Origin of the sequence: Gemmobacter aquarius (genome assembly GCF_003060865.1) — a bacterium.
Taxonomy (GTDB): Bacteria; Pseudomonadota; Alphaproteobacteria; order Rhodobacterales; family Rhodobacteraceae; genus Paragemmobacter; species Paragemmobacter aquarius.
This window is the reverse complement of sequence record NZ_CP028918.1, coordinates 2,339,918-2,362,852: the sequence shown is the minus strand read 5'-3', so window position 1 is coordinate 2,362,852 and position 22,935 is coordinate 2,339,918. Positions and strand designations below refer to the sequence as shown.

The window sequence follows — 22,935 nt, the reverse complement described above, 5'->3', positions numbered from 1 at the left end:
AGGTGGACAGGCCCGCGGAGCGTCGACTACCCCGTGCCTTCGCCGAGTGTGCCATACTTTCGATGGTAAGGCTTGCCGGTGAGGGAAACAGACCGGGAAACACGATACATGCGCTTGCATACAGGCTGGATGTTGGGGGCGATTGCTGCCGTCATCCTGAATGGAGCGGCCTTCGCCGATGTTACGGTGAGCCATTCGAATGACCCAACCGCCGCAATGGGCGGGCAGATGGCCCTGCTTCTTGGGGCTGAGCGGCAGGCGCTGGATGCCTTGCCGGAGCAGAAATTGAAGGAATTGGCCGTGGGGCCCAAGGTCGCCACGAAGACGACGTCGGCACGGCAAAAGCCTGCCGAGCCGGTCGTGATCTCGTATGACACTGCATGGCTGGCGTCACAGCCTGCGCCCTCGGGTGACGCCGAGTGGGAGTGCCTGCGAAAGGCGATCTATTTCGAGGCGCGGGGCGAGACGCTGAAGGGCCAGTTTGCCGTGGCCGAGGTGATCTTGAACCGCAAGGAGAGCGGGCGTTATCCCGGGTCGGTCTGCGGTGTCGTCGGGCAGCGGGGCAATGGCGGGTGCCAGTTTTCCTATGTCTGTGACGGACGGGCCGATGCGATGCGGGATGGCGAGGCTATCGATCTTGCCGGACGCATTGCGCGGGTGATGCTGGACGGCGCGCCGCGCACGCTGACCATGGGGGCGATGTTCTTTCACACGCGCGGCGTTTCTCCGGACTGGTCGCACCGCTTTGACCGCACCGCCACGATCGGTTCGCATCTGTTCTATCGGCAGGACTGAGACGCTTTGACCCGCCGCAGGATGGTCGGCGGGCTTGCGCCGAGTGCCGCCTTTTGGCAAGGCAGGGCGCAGGGGCGGGGGTAAGCTGTCCTTGGGAGACCGGTGTGACGCCGGCGCGGGGAGAGCGAGACCATGACCACCGATATCCGGCTTGCCTTTGCCCATCCCGAGGAACGGGCGGTGGCTTCGGCCTCGGCTGACCCGCGCGACCGGATTTCGCTGCGCGACCATATCGTAGAGGTCGAGATCGGGGCGTTCCAGCAGGAACGTGGCACGCGGCAACGGGTGCAGTTCAACGTGGTGGTCGAGGTGCGGCCGCAGCCGCAGCCTTTGGACGACGATGTCGACAAGATCCTGAGCTATGACCGGATCACCGAGGCCATTGCCGCCGAGCTGTCGGCCGAGCGGCTGAACCTGCTGGAAACGCTGGCGGCCCGTATTGCCGAGCGGATTCTTGCGGAACCGCAGGCGATGCGGGTGTTCGTGCGGGTTGAAAAGCTGGATCGCGGGCCGGGCAAGCTGGGGGTCGAGATCGTGCGGAGCCGCGCCGAGGCGCCGGTGCGGGCGGTGGGCAGCGACGGCAACGAAGAGGCGGTGCATCCTCTGGTCGTCTACCTCGACAATGCGGCGATCGACGATGCGGGGCTGGGCGCGCGTCTGGACGGGTTGCAGGCGCGGGGTGTGCCGGTGATTCTGGCGGTCGGACTGCCGGACGGTCCGCGCCCGTTGACTGGGCACAAGCCGACGCAGCGGCGGGTGGATCTGCTGGCCATAGAACAGAACGCGTGGCGGCTGGCGGCCAAGGACGACCGCTGCGTGGTGGTGGCGACGCGGACCGAAATCGACTGGGCGGTCAAGCGCGGGCAGATGATCGTCTGGGCGCCGTCAAAGCTGGTGCTCGATGCCGTGGACGGGCCGCAGGGGCGCGAGGCGGTGGCGTTGGCGCTGTGGTTGGCCGAAATGATGGCGGCAAGCGGCATGGTGGTTCACGGCGATGTTGCATTGCCGGCGGGAAGCCGCGTGCCGGTGGAGCGGGCCTAAGCGGGCGGGCTTGCGCGGCGGGGCGGAGCGGCCTAGGCAAGCGGCATGGAATATCATCGACCGATTGCTGTGAGGGCTGCTGACCGGCCCGAGGGTGCCTTGCCGCTGGCGGGCGGCTGGCTGTGGTTTTCGCATGTCGAGGTGCTTGCGCGGGGGGCCGCGCCGCGCCGCGTGGCAGTGCGGGATTTGCCTGCCGAGGTGCGGGACCGCTTGTCGGGGACTCGTCCGGCCTTTGGCGGGGTGGCGATGGATCGCCCTTCGGTGATGGGGATATTGAACGTCACGCCGGACAGCTTTTCGGATGGCGGGCGGTTCGTCGGGGCCGAGGCGGCGCTGGCGCAGGCACGGGCCATGGCTGCGGGTGCCGATGTGCTGGATATCGGCGGCGAGTCGACGCGGCCGGGTGCGGCCGAGGTGGAGATTGCCGAGGAGATCGCGCGGACGGCACCAATGATTGCCGAGATGGCATCGCTTGGCGTGCCGATCAGCATTGATACGCGCAAGGCTGCGGTGGCTGCGGCGGCGCTGGCGGCGGGGGCGGGGATCGTCAACGACGTGGCGGCGATGGGCTTTGATGCCGGCATGGCGGGTGTCGTGGCGGGGGCGGGGGTGCCTGTCATCCTGATGCATTCGATCAAGACCCCTGCGACGATGCAGATCGATCCGGTCTATGACGATGTGCTGCTGGATGTGTTCGATTTTCTGGCGGAACGGGTGCGGATGGCCGAGGCGGCGGGGATACCGCGCGCCAGGATCATGGTCGATCCCGGTATCGGCTTTGGCAAGACGGTGGCGCATAACCTGACGCTGGTCAGGGGGCTGTCGCTGTTCCATGATCTGGGCGTGCCGGTGCTGCTGGGTGTTTCGCGCAAGAAGTTCATCGGGACCATCGGGGGCGAGCCTGTCGCGGACCGCCGTGTCGCGGGATCGCTGGCGGTGGCTTTGGCCGGTGTGGCGCAGGGCGCACAGATGTTGCGGGTGCATGACGTGGCCGAGACGCGGCAGGCCGTGCGCTTGTGGATGGCGGTAGAGGAGGGCGTGGCATGAGCCGGAAGCTGTTTGGAACCGATGGCGTGCGCGGGCGGGCCAATACCTATCCGATGACCGCCGAGATGGCCTTGGCGCTGGGGGCTGCGGCGGGGCGGTATTTCCGGCGCGACGGGAGTTCGGCGCACCGTGTGGTGATCGGCAAGGACACGCGGCTGTCGGGCTATATGCTGGAGAACGCGCTTACGGCTGGCCTGACCAGCACCGGGATGAACGTTCTGCTGCTGGGGCCGGTGCCGACGCCTGCGGTGGGGTTCCTCACGCGGTCGATGCGGGCGGATCTGGGCGTGATGATTTCGGCATCCCATAACCCGCATCAGGACAACGGGATCAAGTTCTTCGGGCCTGACGGGTTCAAGCTGAGCGACGAGGCGGAAGCCGAGATCGAGGCGATACTCGGGGGGCGGTGGTGCCTGCGCGGCCCGAGAACATCGGGCGGGCCAAGCGCATCGAGGACGGGCGCGGTCGGTATCAGGAATTCGTCAAGACGACCTTTCCGGCCGGTGTGCGGCTGGACGGGCTGAAGGTGGTGATCGATTGCGCCAATGGTGCGGCCTATAAGGCCGCGCCCGAGGTGTTGTGGGAGTTGGGGGCCGAGGTGATTCCGGTGGGGGTCGCCCCGAACGGGACCAACATAAACGACCGCTGCGGGTCGACCCATACGCAGACGGCGGCCGAGGCCGTGGTGGCGCATGGGGCGGATGTGGGCATCTGCCTCGATGGCGATGCGGACCGCGTGATGATTCTGGACCAGTCGGGCGCTGTGGCGGATGGCGACCAGATCATGGCGCTCTTGGCGGGGCGCTGGGCCGAGGACGGGCGTTTGCGCGGCGGGGCGCTGGTGGCGACGGTCATGTCGAACCTCGGGCTCGAGCGGCATCTGGCGGGGCGCGGGCTGCGGCTGGAGCGGACGGCGGTCGGGGACCGGTATGTGGTGGAACGGATGCGGGCGGGCGGGTTCAACCTTGGCGGCGAACAGTCGGGGCATATCGTGATGACCGATTACGCGACGACCGGCGACGGGCTGATCGCGGGCTTGCAGTTTCTGGCCGAGATGGCGCGGACGGGGCAGGCGGCTGACCGGCTGATCCGGCAGTTCGAGACGGTGCCGCAGATGCTGAAGAACGTGCGCTATGGCGCTGGGGCGGCTCCGCTTGAGGCCGAGGCGGTCAAGCGGGTGATTGCCGAGGGCGAGGCGCTGCTGGCAGGCAAGGGGCGCTTGCTGATCCGCAAATCGGGGACCGAGCCTTTGGTGCGGGTGATGGCGGAATGCGAGGACGAGGCGCTGCTGGGCCACGTGGTGGACGGGATCGTCGCGGCGGTCGAGGCGGCGGTCTAGCGCGATTTTTCTGCGAAAAATCGGGCGGGCGAATTTTCTGCGAAAATTCCGGACGGGTGGGAAGGTGCGCCGTGGCGGCGCACCCCGGCGTTCATTCTTTGGTGGTCGCTTCGGGTTCTGCTTCTGCTTCTGCTTCGGGCTCGGCTTCGACCTCGGGCGACTCGGTCACTTCGGGCAGGGTCTGGCGCTTCCATGTGGGCTTGCGGCGGGCGGCGGGTGTCGCCTTTTCGGCAAGGAAATCAACAAGATTGAAGCGCGGCTTGGGGGTCGAGAAACCCATGGGTCGTCCTTTCGAGGCTTTGCCGGACGACGACGGGAGGCCAGAGCGGGCCGGCCACCGTTGTTCGGGGGAATCCCCCTTGGGCAGGGGTGAGGGACGGGTATGCGCTTTTTCGGGGGGGAAAGATAGGGGGGGTGGGTGTGCGCTTCGCGCTCACCTTTGCGCTGGTGTTGGGATTTGCGAGCGGGGCGCACATTATTTCCAGTCGAACGCGCATGCTAAGCTCGCTATGGCTGCGATACGTCGCTCCCCTTAATGCCAGTATTGCAAAATGGGTGAACGATCTGAGCGTTGGCGACGTGACCCTGTCCACCTGCCGCTACAGGTGTTTTGTGGTCATAGGAGGCTGACTTGACGACGTGAAGCAATCCACCACATATGTTGCAACGGGGTGCACAATTGACTGCAGTTTGTAGAAAAATTGCGGACTTTATCTCTGTTGAAAAACCCACTGGGGCCTCAATTTGCTTAAGGTCTCCGGCGCTTCCTTCAAGGCCGAGGAAACGTAGAATGTCACGATCAAGAACTTGATCTTGCTTCTCGAAGTGTATGACAAGGCTCTTTAAAAGACCCCGGATTTTGTCGACCCTTTGCGTACTGTTAACGTTGGCGAGGCCCTGAATTATTAACGACTTACGTGCGATAAGTGTGTTCTCAATCTTCGCCCTTTGAGATGTGAATCTTTTGAAGAATGACTTATCGTTATTTCGGACGGCATCTGATATTGCCGAGAGCACACCAAGGAACAGATAGCGACTAGGCTTACCCTTCTCAGTGTAAAAATATGCTGCTGGATGTAAGCCAAGGCTTCCAGCATCGTTTCCGGTCATTCGGCGAGCTACCTTTAGGCTCCGCTTAAGTAGCTCAATAGTTTGCTGACCATCTGCGTCATCTGTGAGCTTCGCAAGGGATTTCTTTGCATCACTTTCACCGTCGATTATCGCGAATATATCAATTAATGATTTCAACGAATCTACTGGTGAAGCTGTTCCGTTTAGAGGCAAATCTAGAGTTTTGAGGGGTTCAGTGACATCAGGTTGAAACAAAAGATCGTTAAGCTCTTTAGCGTTGCCTTCGATTCTTTTTTGATTTTCTTGAGAGAACTTCGACCAATAATTGTGACCAGTGCCTGCCCTAACAATTGACCGCGCTGCTATGGCGTAGGACCTATTTCTATTTTTGAGGAGTGTCTCCTCAGTTTGATCCAAGACTGTCCCTTGTGAGTTGATCTTGAAAAAGGAAGATTCTGCAACATCTTGATTGCCATGAATCCATTGAACGTGCAGGGCTCTGTTAAAGATAGTAGCGAACTTTCCAGCCTTAACATGGTCGGCAGCAAGTTGCTCTTCCGTCATTGAAACATAGTCCGAATACCTGCCAACCTCAGCTTCAACTAGTTTTCGTGTTTCTAATGCGATTGTCTTTTGAGACGCGTTGATATTCTGTGAGAAAAAGGCACCCGATGCGGTGCCGTCGCCATAGTCATTGTCAGCCCAAGCTTTTAGAGCGCTAAGTCTATGTGCGCCATCGATCACAAAGATGAACGAGTTGGATTTCCAAAGAATCAGTGCAGGAATCAATTCGTTTGAGACAAAACTCTTCACAAGGCCTGAAATTTGACTTGGACTCCAGTGATTTGTTTCTCTTTGAAAGTCTGGCTTTCTTAAGAGCTTGCCAAGTTGTCCGTTGCCTATAAACTCAGCCAACTTGATTTCTGTGCCCATGTTCATGGCTAATGGGCTGTCCTGCAATGCGAAGTCTGCACGCTTTATAAGGGCATCTAGAACGGCCTTTTTCGCCATACGCCTACCAATCCGAACAATATTGAGCAGAACCATCTTCCAAGAGAGACGCACCGGGCGCAAGAAGAAAAGGGCGGCCCTTCCGGACCGCCCCCAATCTCAACCCTGACGAAACCTCAGTTCCGCGCGCGGTCGACCATCTTGCCTTTGGAGATCCACGGCATCATCGCCCGCAGCTTCTCGCCGACTTTTTCGATCTGGTGTTCGTCGTTGATGCGGCGGGTCGCTTTGAAGAAGGGCTGGCCGACGGCGTTTTCCTGCATGAAGTCGCGCACGAATTTGCCGGTCTGGATGTCGGTCAGCACTTCTTTCATGCGGGCCTTGGTTTCGGCGTAGGGCAGGATGCGCGGGCCCGAGACGTATTCGCCGTATTCGGCGGTGTTCGAGATCGAGTAGTTCATGTTGGCGATGCCGCCTTCGTAGATCAGGTCCACGATCAGCTTCACCTCGTGCAGGCATTCGAAATAGGCCATTTCCGGCTCGTATCCGGCTTCGACCAGGGTTTCGAAGCCCATGCGGATCAGCTCGACGAGGCCGCCGCAGAGCACGGCCTGTTCGCCGAAGAGGTCGGTTTCGCATTCCTGACGGAAGTTGGTCTCGATGATCCCCGAGCGGCCGCCACCGATGGCCGAGCAGTAGGAGAGGCCGATTTCCATTGCCTTGCCGGTCGCGTCGTTGTGGACCGCGACGAGGCAGGGGACGCCGCCGCCTTTGACATATTCGCCGCGCACGGTGTGGCCGGGGCCTTTGGGGGCCATCATGATGATGTCGACGCCTTTTTTGGGCTCGATCAGGCCGAAGTGGATGTTGAGGCCGTGGGCGAAGGCGATGGCGGCGCCTTCGCGGATGTTGTCGTGGACGTATTTGCGGTAGGTTTCGGCCTGCAGTTCGTCGGGCATGGTGAACATGATCAGGTCGGCCCATGCGGCGGCTTCGGCGATGCCCATGACTTTCAGGCCTTCGCCTTCGGCTTTCTTGGCCGAGGGGGAACCTTCGCGCAGGGCGACGACGAGGTTTTTCGCGCCCGAGTCGCGCAGGTTCAGCGCGTGGGCGTGGCCTTGGCTGCCGTAGCCGAGGATGGCGACCTTTTTGTCCTTGATCAGGTTGATGTCGCAGTCACGATCGTAATAGACGCGCATTTGGCGTGCTCCCGGTTTGAATGATGCGGGCAAGATACGCATGTTTTCGTGCGGGAATGTGCGTTGTTTGACGGATTGCGATTTTTCTGCGAAAAATCATGCGCGAAACTGCGGGCGTCTGGATATTTCATGCAGCTTGACGATACGGACCGCAGGGTGCTGCGGCATTATCTGGCCGACCCGGCTTTGCCGCGCGCCGAATTGGCGGAGCGGGCGGGGGTGACGGCGGCGACGTTGTGGCGGCGGCTGGAGCGGCTGCGCGAGGGCGGTGTGATCAAGGCCGAGCGGGCGCGGGTGGATTGGCGGCGGCTGGGCTACGAGGTGGAGGTGAGTTTGCGCTTCACGCTGGACAAGACCGACCCGCGGGCGTTCGACGATTTCATCGCGGCGGCGCGGTTGGTGCCCGAGGTGGTGGCGATCGAGACGTTTCTGGGCCGCGTCGATGTGCGGCTGAACGTGATCGCGCGGGATATGGGGCATTATCAGGAGGTGTACCGGCAGCGGATACTGGGCTTGCCGCATATCGCCGAGGTGGATGCGCTGATGCTGATCGCCACGATCAAGGATGCCGAGGCGCTGCCCCTATGAAGGCTGGCGTGATCGATCTGGACGATACGGACCGGGCGATCCTGCGGGCGCTGGCGCTGGAAGCCGGGGTTTCGGCTGGCGCATTGGGGCGCCGGTTCGGGCTGAGCCAGCCGGCGGCGTGGCGGCGGGTGAAGCGGCTCGAGGAGGCGGGGGTGCTGGCGGGGGTGCAGGTCGATGTGGACCGCGCGGCGTTGGGCTTCGGGGTCACAGTGTTTCTGGGGGTGAAGCTGGCCACGAAGGGGCGGGTGAGCCTTGAGGATTTCGAGCGGGCGGTGGCGGCTATACCGGAAGTGCAGGTGATCCAGCACGTGTTGGGGCTGTTCGATTACCGCCTGCGGGTGGTGGCCCGCGACATCGCCGATTTCGAGCGGGTGCTGCGGCGGCGGATCATGACGCTGCCGGGGGTGGGGAATGTCGAGGCCAATGTGCTCTTGACCGAGGAGCGGCGGCCGGGACCTTTGGGCTGACGTTGCGCCCTTGGCTGGCCGCCGGAGAGGGCTGTCTGCCCTCTCCGGACCTCACCCGAGGATATTTTTGGACAGAAAATGGGAAAGGCGCGGGGGGGTGTGTCGGAAACAGGCTGGTTTCGGGGGCGGGCTGCGCCATATTCGGGCAAAGATCTTGGAGGGATTGCGATGACGAACTTGCCGCTGGCACATGTGGACCCGGACGGGTTGCAGGAATTCTCGGTGGTGTTCACCGATCGGTCGCTCAACCATATGTCGGCGAAGTTTCAGGGGGTAATGCGGGAGGTGTCGGGCCTGCTGAAAGAGGTCTATCGCGGATCGGCAGTGGCGTTGGTGCCGGGGGGCGGAACCTATGCGATGGAGGCCGTGGCGCGGCAGTTCGGGCAGGGCAACGTGTTGATCGTGCGGAACGGCTGGTTCTCGTTCCGCTGGAGCCAGATTTTCGAGGCGGGCGGGTTCGCGCAGGAGACCACGGTGGTGATGGCGCGGCAGACGGGGAACGGGGCGCAGGCGCCTTACGCTCCGCCGCCTGTCGAGGAAGTCGTGGCCAAGATCCGCGAGATGCGCCCCGAGGCGGTTTTCGCGCCGCATGTCGAGACGAGCGCGGGGTTGATCCTGCCGGACGACTATATTGCCACGGTGGCGGCTGCCGCGCATGAGGTGGGGGCGCTGATGGTGCTTGACTGTATCGCGTCGGGCTGCGTCTGGGTCGATATGGAGGCGACGGGGGTGGATGTGCTGATCTCGGCCCCTCAGAAGGGGTGGTCGGCTTCGCCTTCGGCGGGGGTCGTGGTGCTTTCGGCGCGGGCCGAGGAGCGGCTGGCGGCGACGACGAGCAATTCCTTTGCCATCGATCTGAAGAAATGGCGGGCCATCATGGCGGCCTATGAAGGCGGCGGGCATGCCTATCATGCCACCATGCCGACTGATGCCATCGTGGGATTCCGCGATGCGATGCTGGAGACCAAGGCGATGGGCTTTGCCGAGGCCAAGGCCGCGCAATGGGAATTGGGCCGTGCGGTGCGCGGTTTGCTGGCAGCCAAGGGCGTGGCTTCGGTCGCGGCGGAGGGGTATCAGGCGCCGGGGGTCGTGGTGAGCTATACCGCCGACAGCGACGTGCAAAACGGGTCGAAGTTCCGCGCCATCGGCATGCAGATCGCGGCGGGGGTGCCGTTGCAGGTAGGCGAAGGCGCGGAGTTCAAGACCTTTCGTCTGGGGCTGTTCGGGTTGGACAAGCTGAAGGATGTGCCGGCGACGGTGGCGCGGCTGGAGGGCGCGCTGGAGGCGGTGCTTTAAGCGCCGTCTTCGTCCGGACAATCTTCGACGAAGATTGTCCGGACGCGGCCAAAACTTTCGGAGCGAAAGTTTTGGCGGGGGAGGGGCAAGAATTTCCGAGGGAAATTCTTGCTTTACCGGACGCCGAGGCCTGCGCGCATGAGTGTTTTGCGCAGGGGGGCGACCGAGTACAGCGCGTCGAGCGCCGTTGCGCGCAGGTCGCGCAGGGCTTGCCCACCCATCATCGAGGCGCGGTTGAGTGCGTCGATGCCGGTGATGCGGGTGGTGATGTCGAGGTGGCGGGCGCGGTGGTAGGCGTCGAGCATCGGGGCGCTGCCGATGTCGTCGCGGTTGGCCGTGGCCAGTGATAGCAGCGCGTTCAGGTCGGCGATGGACATGTTGAGGCCCTGCGCGCCGATGGGGGGCAGGACGTGCGCGGCTTCGGCCATCAGGGCGGTGCGTTCGCCTGACATGCAGGCTGCGGATTGGGTGATGATCGGCCACAGGCTGCGACGGCTGATCAGCGTCAGCGGGCCAAGGACGTGACAGGAGCGGGTGTTCATTTCCGCCTCGAATTCCGCGACCGGCAGGGCGGCGAGGCGCTGCGCGTTCGGGCCGGTTTCCATCCAGACCACGGCAGAGCAGGGCATCCCGTTGCGGTCGGGCAGGGGGACGAGGGTGAAGGGGCCGCCGGAGCGGTGGATTTCGGTCGAGATATTCTTGTGCGGGATCGGGTGGGTCACGGCGAAAGCGAGCGCCTTTTGGCCGTAGCGTGTGGTTTTGACGGCAATTCCCAAAGCCTCGCGCACGAAGGAGTTGCGGCCGTCGGCACCGATCACCATGCGCGCGCGGAGGCGGGTGCCGTCGGACAGGGTGGCCAGCGCCTCGGACTCACGCGTGAGGAGGGCAGTGGTGGCGAGGCCGGGGCGGAAGCTGACGTTCGGCAGGTCTGCAAGCCGGGCCGACATTTCGCGGCGCAAGAGCCAGTTCGGGAGGTTCCAGCCGAAGGGTTGGTCGGAGATGTCTGCTGCGTCGAAATCCTTGACGATGCGGGGTTCTGGGTTTTCGCCGCCCGCGTCGATGATCCGCATCACTTGCAGGGGGGCGGCAAAGGGGGCGAGCCTGTCCCAGAGGCCTGCGGCTTGCAGCACCGGGATCGAGGGTTGCAGGAAGGCGGTCGAGCGCAGGTCGGCGCCTTCCGCCTCCATGCTGGTAACGGGCGGTTCGGGATCGACGATCACGACCGAAAACCCCGCCGAGCCGAAGGCGGCGGCTGCGGTGAGGCCGGCGACGCCGCCGCCCGAGATCAGGATATCGGTGGTTTCACGCATGGTCGGGACCGTTCCTAGGGCAAGGTGACCCAGAGCAGAAGAATGAAGACGACCGGCACGGCGGCAACGGCGGTCAGCACAAGGGCCGCGAGGCCGAAGGTTTTGACCGCAAGCACCATAGCGGTGACGAAGATGGCGAGGAGGTAGAAGACCACGTTGACATCGCGCCCGATGTCGCGGGCCAGATGGCCGAGCACGGGAATGGTGACGGGGCGGGCGGGTGCGGCGAGGGTGGGGGGCATGGCGGCTCCAGTGCAACGGTCGCTTGGTAGATGGGGCCTTGTGGCGGAAAGGCAAAGCGGGGGCGCTGCGGCGCAGGGTCGCGTTCACGGCGGGGTGAGCATCAGGCTGCGGTCAGGCGGGTTCGGCCAGACGGGTTCGGCCAGGCGGGCGAGGAAAGCGGTCAGGTCGTCACTGTGGTGGTGGATATGCGGGGCGGGGGCGGCTTCGGGCGCGATGTGGATCGTGCGCATGCCCAGTGCATGGGGGGCGATCAGGTTGCGGGCGTCATCCTCGAACATGGCGGCTGTCGCGGGGTTCAGCGCGTCGAGCGCGAAGACGGTCTCGAAGGCCTGCCGTTCGGGTTTGGGGCGGAAACCTGCGTGTTCCACGCCGTAGACCGCGTCGAAAAGTCCGTCGAGGCCACGGGCCGCGAGGACGCGCCGGGCATAGGGGGCGTCGGCGTTGGTATAGACGATGCGGCGGCCCGGCAGGGCTGCGATATGGTCGGCAAGTGCGGGGTCGGGCGAAAGCACCGAAAAGTCGATATCATGGACATGGGCCAGAAAATCATGCGGTTCGATGCCATGTTCGGCCATCAGCCCCGCGAGGGTGGTGCCGTAAAGCTGCCAATAGGTGGCGCGCAGGTGGTTGGCCTGTTCGGTGCTGACGCCGAGGCTGCGCGACACCCAGCCGGTCATGCGCGTTTCGATCTGGTCGAACAGGCGCATGTGCGGCGGGTAAAGCGTGTTGTCGAGGTCGAAGACCCATGTGGTGACGTGGTTGAAATCGTGCTTTGGCATCGCAAGAGGGTAGACCGGGGACTGCGGGTGCGCAATGGGAAGCGGTAGGGTGGGGGGCGCTGCGGGTGGGGTGTTGCGCAGGTTGAAAGCTGCGGTGCGCTTTTGTATACATCCGTATCCCGGCGCAAGATCGGGGCGGTGACGGGACGGGAGGCCGCGGCCGGTGCAGAAAGATGCCTATACGCTGATCCTAGAGGCGATCGATGCGGGGCTTTACAAGCCCGGCGACCGGCTGGTGGAATCCGAGCTTGCCGAACGGTTGGGCGTATCGCGCACGCCGGTGCGCGAGGCGCTGCAGCGGCTGGAGACGCAGGCGATGCTGACGCGCGACGGGCGGAGCCTGATCGTCGCCTCGCTCGACCATAACCAGTTGGCGGAACTTTACGCCGTACGGACCGAGCTTGAGGGCTTGGCGGCGCGGCTCGCGGCGCGGCACGCCACGGATGAGGAGATCCGCGTCTTGCGCGGTATGGTGACGGATGACCGTGCGCTGCTGGGGGGCGACCCGAAGCTTTTGAGCCGTGCCAACAAGCGGTTCCACCGGCAGATCCATCTGGCGAGCCACAACCGCTTTCTGGTGCAGCAGCTTGACCTTGTGCACCGGTCCATGGCGCTGATGGCGAACACGTCTTTCGCCGCCGAGGGGCGCGACGAGGTGGCCTTGGCCGAGCATGACCAGATCATCCGCGCGATCGAGGCGCATGATGGCGACGCGGCCTATCAGGCATTGCGCCAGCATATCAGCAAGGCCTTCGAGACGCGGTTGCGGGTGGATGCGGGGGAAATGCGGACCCGTTAATCGTGGAAATGGCCGTGGTGCGTCTTGTCCCAGTAGAACGGGATGGTCAGCGTTTCCGCCACGGCCTTCAGCGCGGCGAGGGTGCCGAGCGGGAAATAGGCGTGCAGGGTCGGGATCCAAAGCGCGCTGAGGCGCTGGCCACTGCGGCGCAGGGCGATGAGGTTCAGCACGAAGCCCACCACCTCGACCAGCAGGAACAAAAGCGCGAGGGTGGTCAGGCCCTGTGGTGGAATGACCGCTGCGATCGGATGGCCGAGACCGATGGGGATTGTCCAGAGGCTCCATAATATGGGGACAAGGAGGACCTGTGACAGGGCGCCCAGAAACACGATCTGGAAGCCGAGAAAGCCGCGCGGGCCGAGTTGGTGCCACAGGGTACGGGGCGCGCGCATGTGGACGAGCCATGTCATCAGGTAGCCCTTGATCCAGCGCGACCGCTGGCGGATCCACGGCAGGGCGCGGCAGTTCGCCTCTTCCTGGGTGACGCTGTTGACCATCTGGGTCCGATAGCCGTGACGGGCGAGGCGGATGCCGAGATCGGCGTCTTCGGTGACGTTATGGGCATCCCATCCGCCCAAGGCGCAGAGGGTTTCGCGCTTGAAGAACAAGGATGTACCGCCGAGGGGCAGCGGCATGCCCAGCCGTTCGATCCCCGGAAGCACGAGGCGGAACCAGAGCGCATATTCCAGCGTGAAGCAGCGCGACAGCCAGTTCTTGCGCGGATTGTAATAGTCGAGCATCGCCTGCACGCAGGCCACATCGGACGGAGCGGCGGCGAAGGCGGCGGCGACCTTGCGTAGCTGGTCGTGGGCGGGGGCGTCTTCGGCATCGTAGACGCCGACGATGTCGCCGCGCGCAAAGTCGAGCGCGAGGTTCAGGGCGCGGGGCTTGGTGCGGATCGTGCCTGCGGGCGCGACGATCGTCCGCATCCACGATGGCAGGTCGGCTGCGGCAAGGGCGCTGCGGGTGGCGGTGTCGTCATCCTCGATCACCAGAAGCAGTTCGAGACGGTCGCGCGGATAGTCGAGCCGTTCGAGGCGCTGGATCAGGCGGGGGGCTATATCTGCCTCGCGGTAGAGGGCGATGAGGAGGGAGACGACGGGAAGATCGGCGTCGGCCAGAAGCGGCGGCGGGGGGGCGGCATCGGCGCGCAGGGTGGCGAGGGCGGTGGCGAATTTGAAGCAGGTGGTGACGGCGAGGGACAGGGTAGCGAGGATGAACGCCACGAGGAGGGCGGCCAAGGGGTAGAGGATTGCGCCGGTCAGGCAAAGGACGGCAAGGCAGGCGGCGATGCGGCGCAAGCGCGTGCTGTCGATGCTGCGGCAGCTTTCGCCCGCCGGAGCGCGGGTTTCGGCGCGATGGGCCAGGGCGGGGCCGAAATGGGCGAGCAGGGCTGCCATGAGCGTCTGCCGTGTGACGGCGACGGGGCGGAGCGGGCCGAAAGCTGCGGTCAATGCGATGCGGGCAGCGGTGAAGCGGGCGAGGCTTTCGACGAGGACGACCGTTTCGGGACCGACCCGCACCCATGGCAGCACGCCGAGGTCGATGCAGCGGTCGATGCCGAAGCCTGCGGCGAGGGTGGTATCGGGCGGCGTGGCGAGCGGATCGCGGGGGGGCGGGCGGCGCGGGGTGCGCGACCGTGCTATGCGTGATGCGGGGGCGGGATCGAACCGGGCCGCAACATCGGCCAAGCCGCCTGCGAAGGGGGCAGGAGACCGCGGGTCTGACAGGTAGGGTTCTTCCATGACGCTGCGCCTGACCGGTAAGGGACACGCGCAGGTTGCGGGATCGTTCTTAACAAATGGTTAAGATCGGGTTTCGGCCCGCTCAGACAGTGCGGCGGGCGCGGATCGCTTCGGCAAACTGTTCGAAGAGGTAAAAGCTGTCTTGCGGGCCGGGCGAGGCTTCGGGGTGGTATTGCACCGAAAAAACCGGCTTGCCTTCGACCGCGATGCCGCAATTGGAGCCGTCGAAGAGTGACACGTGGGTTTCGCGCACACCCTTGGGCAGGGTCTGGCTGTCGACGGTGAAGCCGTGGTTCATCGAGGTGATCTCGACCTTGCCGGTGCCAAGCGCCTTGACGGGGTGGTTCGCGCCGTGGTGGCCGTGGTTCATCTTGACGGTCTTGGCGCCGAGGGCGAGGGCGAGCATCTGGTGGCCGAGGCAGATCCCGAACAAGGGCACGTCGCGGGCAAGGACGCCCTGGATCATCGGGACGGCATAGGCACCCGTGGCCGCCGGATCGCCGGGGCCGTTGGACAGGAACACGCCTTCGGGGTTGAGCGCCATCACGTCTTCGGCGGTGGCGGTGGCGGGCAGCACGGTGACATCGCAGCCGACCGAGGCGAGGCAGCGCAGGATGTTGCGCTTGGCGCCGTAGTCGATCGCGACGACGCGATAGCCGTCACCGCTGCGTTCGGTGTAGCCTTCGGGCCAGGCCCAGGTCTTTTCGTTCCAGCGGTAGGATTGGGTGCAGGAAACGTCTTTCGCAAGGTCGAGGCCGACGAGGCCGCGCCATGCGCGTGCCTTTGCCACCAGCGCGGCAAGGTCGAAATTGCCTTCCGGATCATGGGCGAGGGCGACATGGGGCGCACCCTGCTGGCGGATCGCGCGGGTCAGGCGGCGGGTGTCGATGCCGCCGATGCCGATCCGACCCTTGGACGTGAGCCACTGGGTCAGCTCGCCCGTGGCGCGCCAGTTCGACGGCTCGGTCGGGTCCCATTTCACCACCATGCCCGCCGCGACCGGGGTGGCAGTTTCGTCGTCTTCCGGCGTGACGCCGACGTTGCCGATATGGGGGAAGGTGAAGGTGACGACCTGTCCTGCATAGGACGGATCGGTCATGATTTCCTGATAGCCGGTCATCGCGGTGTTGAACACCAGTTCTGCAACCGTCTCGCCCGTGGCGCCGAAGCCTTTGCCGTAAAAGACCGTTCCATCCGCCAGTGCGAGGCAGGCGGTCGGTTTGTCGGTGGGTTTCGCGGATGCGGGCATGGGGCGACTCCTGTCGGCGAATTTCGGGGACACTAGTTGTGTGCGGGGTTGCGGTCAAGGGCAGGGGGTGAAAAGGAATATCATTGTATTTCAATGGTTTGATATAAATCGACTTGGTTGTTATCCACGGCGCTTGGCTGTATTGTGCGCGGGCAAGGAAACCGTCGGGGAAGGTCAGTTCATGGCGATGCGGGAGCGGCTGCAAGAGGCGCTTAAGGATGCGATGCGGGCCAAGGCGGTTGACCGGCTGTCGACGCTGCGGCTGATCAACGCCGCGATCAAGGATCGCGATATCGCGAACCGTGGCGATGGCGGGGATGGCGTGGTGTCGGACGGCGACATTCTGGCGATCATGGGCAAGATGGTGAAGCAGCGGCAGGAAAGCGCGCGTGCCTATGAAGAGGGTGGGCGGCTGGAACTGGCCGAAAAGGAACTGGCCGAAATCGGGGTGATCGAGGAATTCCTGCCGCGCCAGCTTGATGCGGCCGAGGTCGAGGCGGCCTTGGTGGCGGCGATTGCCGAGACGGGGGCCGCAAGCATCCGCGACATGGGCCGCGTCATGGCAGTCTTGAAGGGCAAATACACCGGCCAGATGGATTTCGGGGCGGTTGGACTGCGGCTGAAAGACCGGCTGGGCTGAAGTTTCGAAGGCTGGCGGAACGGGGGGCTTCGGCCCCCTTTTTTCATGCCCGCCAGCATGGTCAAGCGGCGTAGGGGGCATTCTGCCCCCTCGGCCTGCGGCCTCACCCCCTGAGGATATTTAAGGACAGAAAATGGGGGTGGTCTGCATTTTCTGTCCTTAAATATCCTCGGGGGGAGCCCGAAGGGCGTGGGGGGCAGACAGCCCCCGCCTTGGGTGGGCATCAGCGCAGCGCGTCCAGTTTTTCCTGCACCTCGTCGCGCAGGGTTAACCGTTCGTCTTCTGACAGGAAGGCGCCGAGTTCGACCTCGCGCCCGTTTCCCTTGAGCGTCAGGTAGTTCGGCACGGGGCCGCCTTTGGGGTGCAGGGTCAGGCGCACCCAATGTGGATTGGCTTGCCAGTCGTGACGCCGGCCGCGGGGGCCGTGGCGGGTCAGGGTCAGGCTTTCCGGGGCGAAGGTCAGGTCTTCGACGATCTCGCCGTCACGGTAGGAGCGTGACAGGGCGAGCCAGACACCTGTGACGGCAATCAGGAAGAAGGGGAGGAGACCCCAGAGCACCGGAGAGCCGAGCACGGCAAGAAGCGGCAGGGCGATCAGCGCGCAGGTCGTGGCGATGAAGCCGACGAATCCGCGGCGGGGCAGCGACCGGTAGGGCCAGAGGTGCAGGCGGGCGGGCGTCGTGGTGCTGGGCGGAAGCCATTCGTAGGGCATGGGTATCTGCGGGTCTGGGCTGGTTTCGGTGTCTGTCGGATGAGGTAGGGCGCGATGCGCGAGGCTCAATGCGAAAAGGCCCCGGATCGCTCCGGGGCCTTTCGAATTTACGGCTGGATCAGTGGGCGTGACCCTTGTCCCAGTCGGATTGCTTCGGCAGTTGCTCGAAGGTGTGTTCCGGCGGGGGCGAGGACAGGGTCCATTCCAGCGTGTCGGCGTATTCGTTCCAGTAGTTGTTCTCGGTGATGCGCTTGCCGAAGAACAGGGTGTAGAACACGATGCCGATGAAGAACACGAAGGATCCGAAGGCGATGAAGGCGCCAATGGACGAGAACCAGTTCCAGTAGGCGAAGGCTTCCGGATAGTCGATGTAGCGGCGCGGCATGCCCTGACGTCCCAGGAAGTGCTGGGGGAAGAAGGTCAGGTTCGAGCCGATGAACATCGCCCAGAAGTGCAGTTTGCCGGCCCATTCGGGATATTGGCGGCCCGACATCTTGCCCATCCAGAAGTAGATGCCTGCGAAGATGCCGAAGACGGCGCCGAGCGACATCACATAGTGGAAGTGCGCCACGACATAGTAGGTGTCATGGTAGGCACGGTCGACGGCGGCCTGTGAAAGCACGATGCCGGTGACGCCACCGACGGTGAAGAGGAACAGGAAGCCGAAGGCCCAGAGCATCGGCGTCTTGAACTCGATCGAGCCGCCCCACATGGTGGCGATCCACGAGAACACCTTGATGCCGGTGGGCACCGCGATGACCATGGTGGCCAGCATGAAGTAGGACTGCTGGGTGAGCGACATGCCGACGGTGTACATGTGGTGCGCCCAGACGACGAAGCCCAGAACACCGATTGCCACCATCGCATAGACCATCGGGAGGTACCCGAAGATCGGCTTTTTCGAGAAGGTCGAGATGACCTGCGAAATGATGCCGAAGGCGGGCAGGACGATGATGTACACTTCCGGATGGCCGAAGAACCACAGGATGTGCTGATAAAGGATCGGGTCGCCCCCGCCTTCGGGCGAGAAGAAGGTCGTCCCGAAGTTGCGGTCGGTCAGCAGCATGGTGATGGCGCCGGCCAGAACCGGCAGGGCCAGAAGGATCAGCCATGCGGTGATGAAGATCGACCAGGCGAACAGCGGCACCTTGTGCATGGTCATGCCGGGGGCACGCATGTTCAGGAAGGTGGTGATGATGTTGATCGCGCCGAGGATCGACGAGGCACCCGACAGGTGCACGGCGAAGATGGCGAGGTCCATCGCGTAGCCGCCTTCGGCAGTGGTCGAGAGCGGCGGGTACAGCACCCAGCCCACGCCCGCACCAGTGCCGAGGTCACCGCCGCCGCCGGGGGCGAAGAGCGAAGCCACGGCGAGCGAGGTGCCCGCGACGTAGAGCCAGTAGGACAGGTTGTTCAAGCGCGGGAAGGCCATGTCCGGCGCACCGATCTGCAGCGGCATGAAGTAGTTGCCGAAGCCGCCGAACAGGGCCGGGATCACCACGAAGAACATCATCAGGATGCCGTGGGCGGTGATGGTCACGTTCCAGATGTGGCCGTTTGGCGTGCATTGTGCAGAGGCATCGGCGACGAAGCGCAGACCTTCCTGACACATGTACTGCACGCCGGGGTGCATCAACTCCATCCGCATATAGACGGTGAAGATCACCGAGATAAGCCCGACGAGGCCGCCGGTGAAGAGATAGAGGATCCCGATATCCTTGTGGTTCGTCGACATGAACCAGCGGGTGAAGAACCCCCGCTCGTCATGGCCGTGGCCATGAATGGCTGCGTCCGCCATTGGCGTCTCCCGATTCTGTTCAGCAAATGCCGGGCATTCGAGGCCCGGCTGGTTCCCTTATGTGAGGCTGTGTTTAATCGGGGCGCACCGATGGGGCAATGACTGACTTTGACGCAGATCAACAAAAGCCCGCCGCAGGGGCGATTTGTGGGGCGACCAAGCGTCGCGGGGGAGCGGCGGGCGAAAGGCGGGGCGATTTTTCAGCGAAAAATCAGGCTTTGGGCGAGCGGGCGGTCACGCTGCGGGTCAGGGCGGGGCGAGGTGGGGCGGGGCGGGGCGAGGTGGGGCGAGGCGAGGTGGGGACGGGTGGCGCGCCGCCCGCCTGTGGAGGCGGGGGGCTTGGGCCGTGGTTCGCATGACGGGGTAGCGGTTCAGGGTGCGACGTTGTTTGCCGGAGCGGTTGCGGCAGGGGCTTCGGTGGAAGCATCGGTCGCGGCGGCAGGTGCCGGGCCGACCGAGGCGAGATAGGCTGCGACATCCTCGCCGCCCTTGGCGAGTTTGAAGGACATCTTCGATTTGGCGGCCGGATCGTCGAGTTTGGTCTTCAGCCATTCGGCGGGGTTTGCGACATAGGTGGCAAGTTCCTCTTCGGTCCAGATCAGGCCGGTTGCGCCTACGGCCTTGATCGACTCGCCATAGTCGAAATCGGTTCCGGCGACGGGGCGACCGATCACGCCATAAAGGTTCGGGCCGGTCTTGCCGCCCTTCTGGATCGCGGTGCCATCGTCGCTTTCGATCATGTGGCAGGAACGGCATTTCTTGAATTCATTCTCGCCCTTGGCGGGATCGCCTGCGGCGAGGGCAGGCGAGGCGAGGAGCGAAAGCGTGGCGGCGGTGAGAATTCGGCGCATGGCTGGTCCTTTGTGCGAGGTGTCACCGCCCAAGGTGGGAAGCGCAGGGCGAAACGGCAAGCTGTCCCGAAGTCGCAGGCGGGGCCAAGGGTTCCCTGCAGGCGGGCGTTTGCGCGGGCGCAATTGGTTACGGGCGCAAGTGGTGACGGGCATTGGCCGCCTTGGGCGGTGTCAGCCGGTGTGACGGTGCGGGGATGGCGGGATTTTTCGCAGAAAAATCGGGGTTCAGAGGGCGCAGCTGGGATTGATGCCGCCGCCATCGGGGAAGAAGCGGGGAAAGGTCGCCATCAGGGCTGCGTCGAGGTCGGCCATGGTGACGGGCAGGCCAAGGTCGACGAGGCTGGTGACGCCGTGGTCGGATATGCCGCAGGGGACGATGCCGGAAAAATGGGACAGGTCGGGTTCGACGTTGATCGAGATGCCGTGAAAGCTGACCCAGCGGCGCAGTTTGACGCCGATGGCGGCGATCTTCGCCTCGGACGGGGTGCCGTCGGGGTTCGGGGCGCGGTCGGGTCGGACCACCCAGACACCGACGCGGCCGGGGCGGATTTCGCCCCGCACGTTGAATTCGGCCAGCGTGGCGATGACCCAGTTTTCCAGTGCCCGCACGAAGCAGCGCACGTCGCGGCCGCGGTTGCCGACGTCGAGCATGGTGTAGATCACGCGCTGGCCGGGGCCGTGATAGGTGTATTGGCCGCCGCGTCCGGTTTCAAACACGGGAAAGCGGGCGGGGTCGACGAGGTCGGCGGCTTTGGCCGAGGTGCCTGCGGTGTAGACGGGCGGGTGTTCGAGAAGCCAGATCGCCTCGGACGCCTGGCCTTTATGGATCGCCTCGACCCGCGCTTCCATCGCGGCGACGGTCGGTAGGTAGGGGCTGAGGCCCGTAAGGGTTGTCCATTCGGTCACGGTAGTGCCTGTCGGTTCGCGGTGTCGCAGCCGGGGGAACGTCAGGGGGCGGTGGCGATCGCGGTCCAGAGGGGCCGTGTGCGGGTGCCATCGATGACGGTCAGGCTGCGGAGACTGTCTTTGGACAGGCCATAGCCCAAAGTCCGTGCGAAGGCGAGGCCTGCCTCGGTGTCGAGGAGCAGGACATCGGTTCCGCTTGCGGGCGCGGCGGCGCCCTTTGCCAGCAGGTAGAGCGGGCGGTCCGTGCCGAGGTTGACGAGGTTTCCGAGCAGGAGCGTCTGGGTCGAGGCGGTGGCCATGCCCTGCGGCAGGGTGGCATCAAGGGCGGCAAAGTCCATCTGGCGGGTGGCGGTGCGGTTGGCCAGTGGCAGAGCGATCAGCACGACGAGCCAAGGCAGCGCGAGGCAGGCGGTCATGCGTTTAGCGGAGGCGGGTGACATGCGCTGGTGAAGGTGCAGCGTCACCACGGGCGGCAACAAAAAGACCATCGGCAAGAGCCAGCGGCTTTGGGTCTGGCTGGCGCCCGAGACGAGAACCGCAAGCAGGAAAAGCAAGACCGATGCAAACGCCGTCTGAAGGATGATGCGTGCACCGTCTTGCGTGATCGGGCCGGGCCGGACGCGTGCCCAGATCGGGCCGAGCACCAGTGCGGCAAGGCCGAGCATGGCAAGAAGGGCAAGGGCGAAGTTGCCAAGGCCGGTGAGCCGCCGCCGGAACGGGTTTTCGGCGGCGAGCGCAAGTTTGTGCAGGCTGCTGCCCGCAAGGTCGGGGTGGGTCATCGCCCAGATCAACCAAGGTGCTGCGATGCCGAGGGCCACGGCTGCGGCGAGCAGGATCTGTGATGCGGTCGGGCGCCGCAGGACGCGGCGTGACGCGACAAGGAGGCCAAGGGCGAAGAACCCGAAGTTCGGCTTGGACAGAAGGCCAAGACCGAGGATCGCGCCGAGGCTTGCCCCGCCTGTTTCACCGCCTGTTTCGCGGTGTTTCTGCTGGCTTTGCAGGATGCGGAGCATGCCGAATGCCGCGAGCAGGAGCAAAAGCACGGTATGGGTCCGGTCACGCTGCATTTCCCAGACCACTTCCGGCAAGAGGCCGAGGCTGAGCATGGCGGCCGGTGCCGCTTTGGTGTCGATCTGCCGGAAGATCGCGAAGATGGCCAGAACCGCAGCCGCGAAGATCATGGTCTTGAGCAGGGCGAGCGCGGTCAGGGGCGCGAGTGGCAGATGGAACACCAGATTTTGCAGCCAGAAATACAAAGGCGGCTGGGCGTTATAGCCGAATTGCAGGCTACGGGCATACCAGAGCGCCTCGGCCTCGTCGAATTCGAGGCCCGCCGCGCTGTGCAGCCGGAGTGTGAATTGCACCGCGAAATATGCGATCACGAGGGCGACCCACACCAAGGCGGGACGGTTTTGGGGAAGGAGAAACCGGGACAATGGAGCGGACCGTGAAAGGGAAATCGCGGTCAGACTTAACCTTTATTAATAGTGCCGGAAAGCCATTCCGCAGGGTCGGTCGAAGGGCTTGTCGGGGCCGTGCGTTTTTCCTCTTTCCTTCCCGCAAACGCTTCGCTACATACCCGCCACCAAGCCAAATCATGCGGATGTGGCGGAATTGGTAGACGCGCAGCGTTGAGGTCGCTGTGGGGTAACACCCGTGAAGGTTCGAGTCCTTTCATCCGCACCATTTGCTTCGGGGGGCAGCCTCAGCCCCCCAAATTACCCCCTTCGCGAAATCCGGTATCGGGCGCTGCGCATGGATTTTCCTGCGCGGCGATCTTTGCGTTTGCCGTAAGGTTGGCGCGTTCCATCGGTGACGGTTTTAGCGGCGACGGGTGGCGAGCTGGTTCGGGCGCGATGGCGTCGGGAAGGCCGGGCGGGCGGTGCGCGTCGAAGGAAACGGCGCAGGAGTTCGGGTCGCGTCTGGTCCTTGACCCGTGGGGCAGGCGCTGGTTCATCTTTTTAACCTTTCTGCCGTTAGATGGTGTGTGAAAGGGGTTAAACCTGCGGTTTTGGAAACGCGTTTGCCCGTAACGACTTGAATCGTTTCGGTTTGGCGCGCCTTTGCCCACTTTTGGCCACATTTGATTGGTCTTTATGGGGCAAGGGC

The 22,935-nt window shown here is 64.1% G+C and carries 22 protein-coding genes, 1 tRNA gene and 1 pseudogene; 11 read left to right on the top strand and 13 right to left on the bottom strand.

Annotated elements, in window-relative coordinates; genetic code table 11:
* Positions 1-108: 108 nt before the first annotated feature.
* The 4 genes and pseudogenes from HYN69_RS11400 (at position 109) to glmM (ending at position 4,222) form a co-directional block, all read left to right on the top strand.
* Positions 109-795, top strand: coding sequence for a cell wall hydrolase (locus HYN69_RS11400; RefSeq protein ID WP_108435843.1), 687 nt, complete (start codon positions 109-111; stop codon positions 793-795).
* 132 nt (positions 796-927) lie between these two features.
* Positions 928-1,836 carry a dihydroneopterin aldolase gene (locus HYN69_RS11395; RefSeq protein WP_108435842.1) on the top strand — a complete coding sequence of 303 codons (909 nt, stop codon included), beginning with the start codon at positions 928-930 and terminating at the stop codon, positions 1,834-1,836.
* Between the two features lie 45 nt (positions 1,837-1,881).
* A complete protein-coding gene (gene folP / locus HYN69_RS11390; protein WP_108435841.1) occupies positions 1,882-2,883 on the top strand; it encodes a dihydropteroate synthase in 1,002 nt (333 codons plus the stop codon).
* Positions 2,880-4,222, top strand: a pseudogene (gene glmM, locus HYN69_RS11385) (phosphoglucosamine mutase). The gene folP and the pseudogene glmM overlap by 4 nt, the downstream one beginning before the upstream one ends.
* Positions 4,223-4,313: 91 nt before the next feature.
* Here glmM and HYN69_RS11380 read toward each other — a convergent pair.
* The 3 genes from HYN69_RS11380 to ilvC all read right to left on the bottom strand — a co-directional run bounded on the left by HYN69_RS11380 (position 4,314) and on the right by ilvC (position 7,443).
* The gene (locus tag HYN69_RS11380; protein ID WP_108435840.1) at positions 4,314-4,502 is read right to left on the bottom strand and encodes a hypothetical protein; all 189 of its coding nucleotides are present in this window, start codon (positions 4,500-4,502) and stop codon (positions 4,314-4,316) included.
* A 227-nt stretch (positions 4,503-4,729) separates the two neighbouring features.
* Complete coding sequence (locus HYN69_RS11375) at positions 4,730-6,340, bottom strand: DUF262 domain-containing protein (protein WP_159082436.1); 1,611 nt, start codon at positions 6,338-6,340, stop codon at positions 4,730-4,732.
* Positions 6,341-6,420: 80 nt separating this feature from the next.
* Complete coding sequence (gene ilvC, locus HYN69_RS11370; protein WP_108435838.1) at positions 6,421-7,443, bottom strand: ketol-acid reductoisomerase; 1,023 nt, start codon at positions 7,441-7,443, stop codon at positions 6,421-6,423.
* 129 nt (positions 7,444-7,572) lie between these two features.
* On the opposite strand from ilvC, the gene HYN69_RS11365 reads away from it, so the two are divergent.
* From HYN69_RS11365 to HYN69_RS11355, 3 genes are all read left to right on the top strand, one after another.
* On the top strand, positions 7,573-8,031 hold the full coding sequence (locus tag HYN69_RS11365) for an Lrp/AsnC family transcriptional regulator (RefSeq protein WP_108435837.1): 459 nt from the start codon (positions 7,573-7,575) through the stop codon (positions 8,029-8,031).
* An 8-nt stretch (positions 8,032-8,039) separates the two neighbouring features.
* A complete protein-coding gene (locus HYN69_RS11360) occupies positions 8,040-8,498 on the top strand; it encodes an Lrp/AsnC family transcriptional regulator (RefSeq protein WP_108437171.1) in 459 nt (152 codons plus the stop codon).
* A gap of 168 nt (positions 8,499-8,666) precedes the next feature.
* Complete coding sequence (locus tag HYN69_RS11355) at positions 8,667-9,794, top strand: aminotransferase class V-fold PLP-dependent enzyme (protein ID WP_108437170.1); 1,128 nt, start codon at positions 8,667-8,669, stop codon at positions 9,792-9,794.
* Between the two features lie 113 nt (positions 9,795-9,907).
* On the opposite strand, the gene HYN69_RS11350 is transcribed toward HYN69_RS11355, so the two are convergent.
* From HYN69_RS11350 to HYN69_RS11340, 3 genes are all read right to left on the bottom strand, one after another.
* Positions 9,908-11,104 (bottom strand): UbiH/UbiF family hydroxylase, encoded by a 1,197-nt coding sequence (locus tag HYN69_RS11350; protein ID WP_108435836.1) that lies wholly within the window; start codon positions 11,102-11,104, stop codon positions 9,908-9,910.
* Between the two features lie 14 nt (positions 11,105-11,118).
* Positions 11,119-11,346 (bottom strand): hypothetical protein, encoded by a 228-nt coding sequence (locus tag HYN69_RS11345; protein ID WP_108435835.1) that lies wholly within the window; start codon positions 11,344-11,346, stop codon positions 11,119-11,121.
* Positions 11,347-11,430: 84 nt separating this feature from the next.
* The gene (locus HYN69_RS11340; RefSeq protein WP_108435834.1) at positions 11,431-12,126 is read right to left on the bottom strand and encodes a pyrimidine 5'-nucleotidase; all 696 of its coding nucleotides are present in this window, start codon (positions 12,124-12,126) and stop codon (positions 11,431-11,433) included.
* 163 nt (positions 12,127-12,289) lie between these two features.
* Here HYN69_RS11340 and HYN69_RS11335 point away from each other — a divergent pair, with 163 nt between their 5' ends.
* Positions 12,290-12,925, top strand: a complete 636-nt coding sequence (locus tag HYN69_RS11335) for a GntR family transcriptional regulator (RefSeq protein ID WP_108435833.1) — start codon at positions 12,290-12,292, stop codon at positions 12,923-12,925.
* Here the strand turns inward: HYN69_RS11335 and HYN69_RS11330 are convergent.
* Together HYN69_RS11330 and carA are read right to left on the bottom strand one after the other, a co-directional pair.
* Positions 12,922-14,670 (bottom strand): glycosyltransferase family 2 protein, encoded by a 1,749-nt coding sequence (locus HYN69_RS11330; protein ID WP_108435832.1) that lies wholly within the window; start codon positions 14,668-14,670, stop codon positions 12,922-12,924. The two genes, HYN69_RS11335 and HYN69_RS11330, sit on opposite strands and share 4 nt — an antisense overlap.
* 82 nt (positions 14,671-14,752) lie before the next feature.
* Positions 14,753-15,919 (bottom strand): glutamine-hydrolyzing carbamoyl-phosphate synthase small subunit, encoded by a 1,167-nt coding sequence (gene carA / locus HYN69_RS11325; protein WP_108435831.1) that lies wholly within the window; start codon positions 15,917-15,919, stop codon positions 14,753-14,755.
* 181 nt (positions 15,920-16,100) lie between these two features.
* Between carA and HYN69_RS11320 the strand changes: the two genes are divergently transcribed.
* Complete coding sequence (locus HYN69_RS11320) at positions 16,101-16,559, top strand: GatB/YqeY domain-containing protein (RefSeq protein ID WP_108435830.1); 459 nt, start codon at positions 16,101-16,103, stop codon at positions 16,557-16,559.
* A gap of 223 nt (positions 16,560-16,782) precedes the next feature.
* Here the strand turns inward: HYN69_RS11320 and HYN69_RS11315 are convergent, their stop codons facing one another.
* Both HYN69_RS11315 and ctaD read right to left on the bottom strand, forming a co-directional pair.
* The gene (locus HYN69_RS11315) at positions 16,783-17,271 is read right to left on the bottom strand and encodes a DUF2244 domain-containing protein (RefSeq protein WP_108435829.1); all 489 of its coding nucleotides are present in this window, start codon (positions 17,269-17,271) and stop codon (positions 16,783-16,785) included.
* Between the two features lie 118 nt (positions 17,272-17,389).
* Positions 17,390-19,069, bottom strand: a complete 1,680-nt coding sequence (gene ctaD, locus HYN69_RS11310; protein ID WP_108435828.1) for a cytochrome c oxidase subunit I — start codon at positions 19,067-19,069, stop codon at positions 17,390-17,392.
* A 98-nt stretch (positions 19,070-19,167) separates the two neighbouring features.
* Between ctaD and HYN69_RS20580 the strand changes: the two genes are divergently transcribed.
* On the top strand, positions 19,168-19,428 hold the full coding sequence (locus tag HYN69_RS20580; RefSeq protein ID WP_159082435.1) for a hypothetical protein: 261 nt from the start codon (positions 19,168-19,170) through the stop codon (positions 19,426-19,428).
* Between the two features lie 12 nt (positions 19,429-19,440).
* Here HYN69_RS20580 and HYN69_RS11305 read toward each other — a convergent pair whose 3' ends face one another.
* The 3 genes from HYN69_RS11305 to HYN69_RS11295 form a co-directional block, all read right to left on the bottom strand.
* On the bottom strand, positions 19,441-19,920 hold the full coding sequence (locus HYN69_RS11305; RefSeq protein WP_108435827.1) for a c-type cytochrome: 480 nt from the start codon (positions 19,918-19,920) through the stop codon (positions 19,441-19,443).
* A gap of 225 nt (positions 19,921-20,145) precedes the next feature.
* Positions 20,146-20,826 carry a lipoyl(octanoyl) transferase LipB gene (lipB, locus tag HYN69_RS11300; RefSeq protein ID WP_108435826.1) on the bottom strand — a complete coding sequence of 227 codons (681 nt, stop codon included), beginning with the start codon at positions 20,824-20,826 and terminating at the stop codon, positions 20,146-20,148.
* Between the two features lie 41 nt (positions 20,827-20,867).
* A complete protein-coding gene (locus HYN69_RS11295) occupies positions 20,868-22,223 on the bottom strand; it encodes a glycosyltransferase family 39 protein (RefSeq protein WP_216824597.1) in 1,356 nt (451 codons plus the stop codon).
* A gap of 202 nt (positions 22,224-22,425) precedes the next feature.
* Here HYN69_RS11295 and HYN69_RS11290 point away from each other — a divergent pair.
* Positions 22,426-22,512, top strand: a tRNA-Leu gene (locus tag HYN69_RS11290).
* The last annotated feature ends 423 nt before the right edge of the window (positions 22,513-22,935 follow it).

Excerpts from the sequence above, each read along its gene's own strand:
- HYN69_RS11400 (WP_108435843.1), top strand. The coding sequence starts at position 109 with ATGCGCTTGCATACAGGCTGGATGTTGGGGGCGATTGCTGCCGTCATC.
- HYN69_RS11395 (WP_108435842.1), top strand. The coding sequence starts at position 928 with ATGACCACCGATATCCGGCTTGCCTTTGCCCATCCCGAGGAACGGGCG.
- folP (WP_108435841.1), top strand. The coding sequence starts at position 1,882 with ATGGAATATCATCGACCGATTGCTGTGAGGGCTGCTGACCGGCCCGAG.
- HYN69_RS11380 (WP_108435840.1), bottom strand. The coding sequence starts at position 4,502 with ATGGGTTTCTCGACCCCCAAGCCGCGCTTCAATCTTGTTGATTTCCTT.
- HYN69_RS11375 (WP_159082436.1), bottom strand. The coding sequence starts at position 6,340 with ATGGTTCTGCTCAATATTGTTCGGATTGGTAGGCGTATGGCGAAAAAG.
- ilvC (WP_108435838.1), bottom strand. The coding sequence starts at position 7,443 with ATGCGCGTCTATTACGATCGTGACTGCGACATCAACCTGATCAAGGAC.
- HYN69_RS11365 (WP_108435837.1), top strand. The coding sequence starts at position 7,573 with ATGCAGCTTGACGATACGGACCGCAGGGTGCTGCGGCATTATCTGGCC.
- HYN69_RS11355 (WP_108437170.1), top strand. The coding sequence starts at position 8,667 with ATGACGAACTTGCCGCTGGCACATGTGGACCCGGACGGGTTGCAGGAA.
- HYN69_RS11350 (WP_108435836.1), bottom strand. The coding sequence starts at position 11,104 with ATGCGTGAAACCACCGATATCCTGATCTCGGGCGGCGGCGTCGCCGGC.
- HYN69_RS11345 (WP_108435835.1), bottom strand. The coding sequence starts at position 11,346 with ATGCCCCCCACCCTCGCCGCACCCGCCCGCCCCGTCACCATTCCCGTG.
- HYN69_RS11340 (WP_108435834.1), bottom strand. The coding sequence starts at position 12,126 with ATGCCAAAGCACGATTTCAACCACGTCACCACATGGGTCTTCGACCTC.
- HYN69_RS11330 (WP_108435832.1), bottom strand. The coding sequence starts at position 14,670 with ATGGAAGAACCCTACCTGTCAGACCCGCGGTCTCCTGCCCCCTTCGCA.
- carA (WP_108435831.1), bottom strand. The coding sequence starts at position 15,919 with ATGCCCGCATCCGCGAAACCCACCGACAAACCGACCGCCTGCCTCGCA.
- HYN69_RS11320 (WP_108435830.1), top strand. The coding sequence starts at position 16,101 with ATGGCGATGCGGGAGCGGCTGCAAGAGGCGCTTAAGGATGCGATGCGG.
- HYN69_RS11315 (WP_108435829.1), bottom strand. The coding sequence starts at position 17,271 with ATGCCCTACGAATGGCTTCCGCCCAGCACCACGACGCCCGCCCGCCTG.
- ctaD (WP_108435828.1), bottom strand. The coding sequence starts at position 19,069 with ATGGCGGACGCAGCCATTCATGGCCACGGCCATGACGAGCGGGGGTTC.
- HYN69_RS20580 (WP_159082435.1), top strand. The coding sequence starts at position 19,168 with ATGACTGACTTTGACGCAGATCAACAAAAGCCCGCCGCAGGGGCGATT.
- HYN69_RS11305 (WP_108435827.1), bottom strand. The coding sequence starts at position 19,920 with ATGCGCCGAATTCTCACCGCCGCCACGCTTTCGCTCCTCGCCTCGCCT.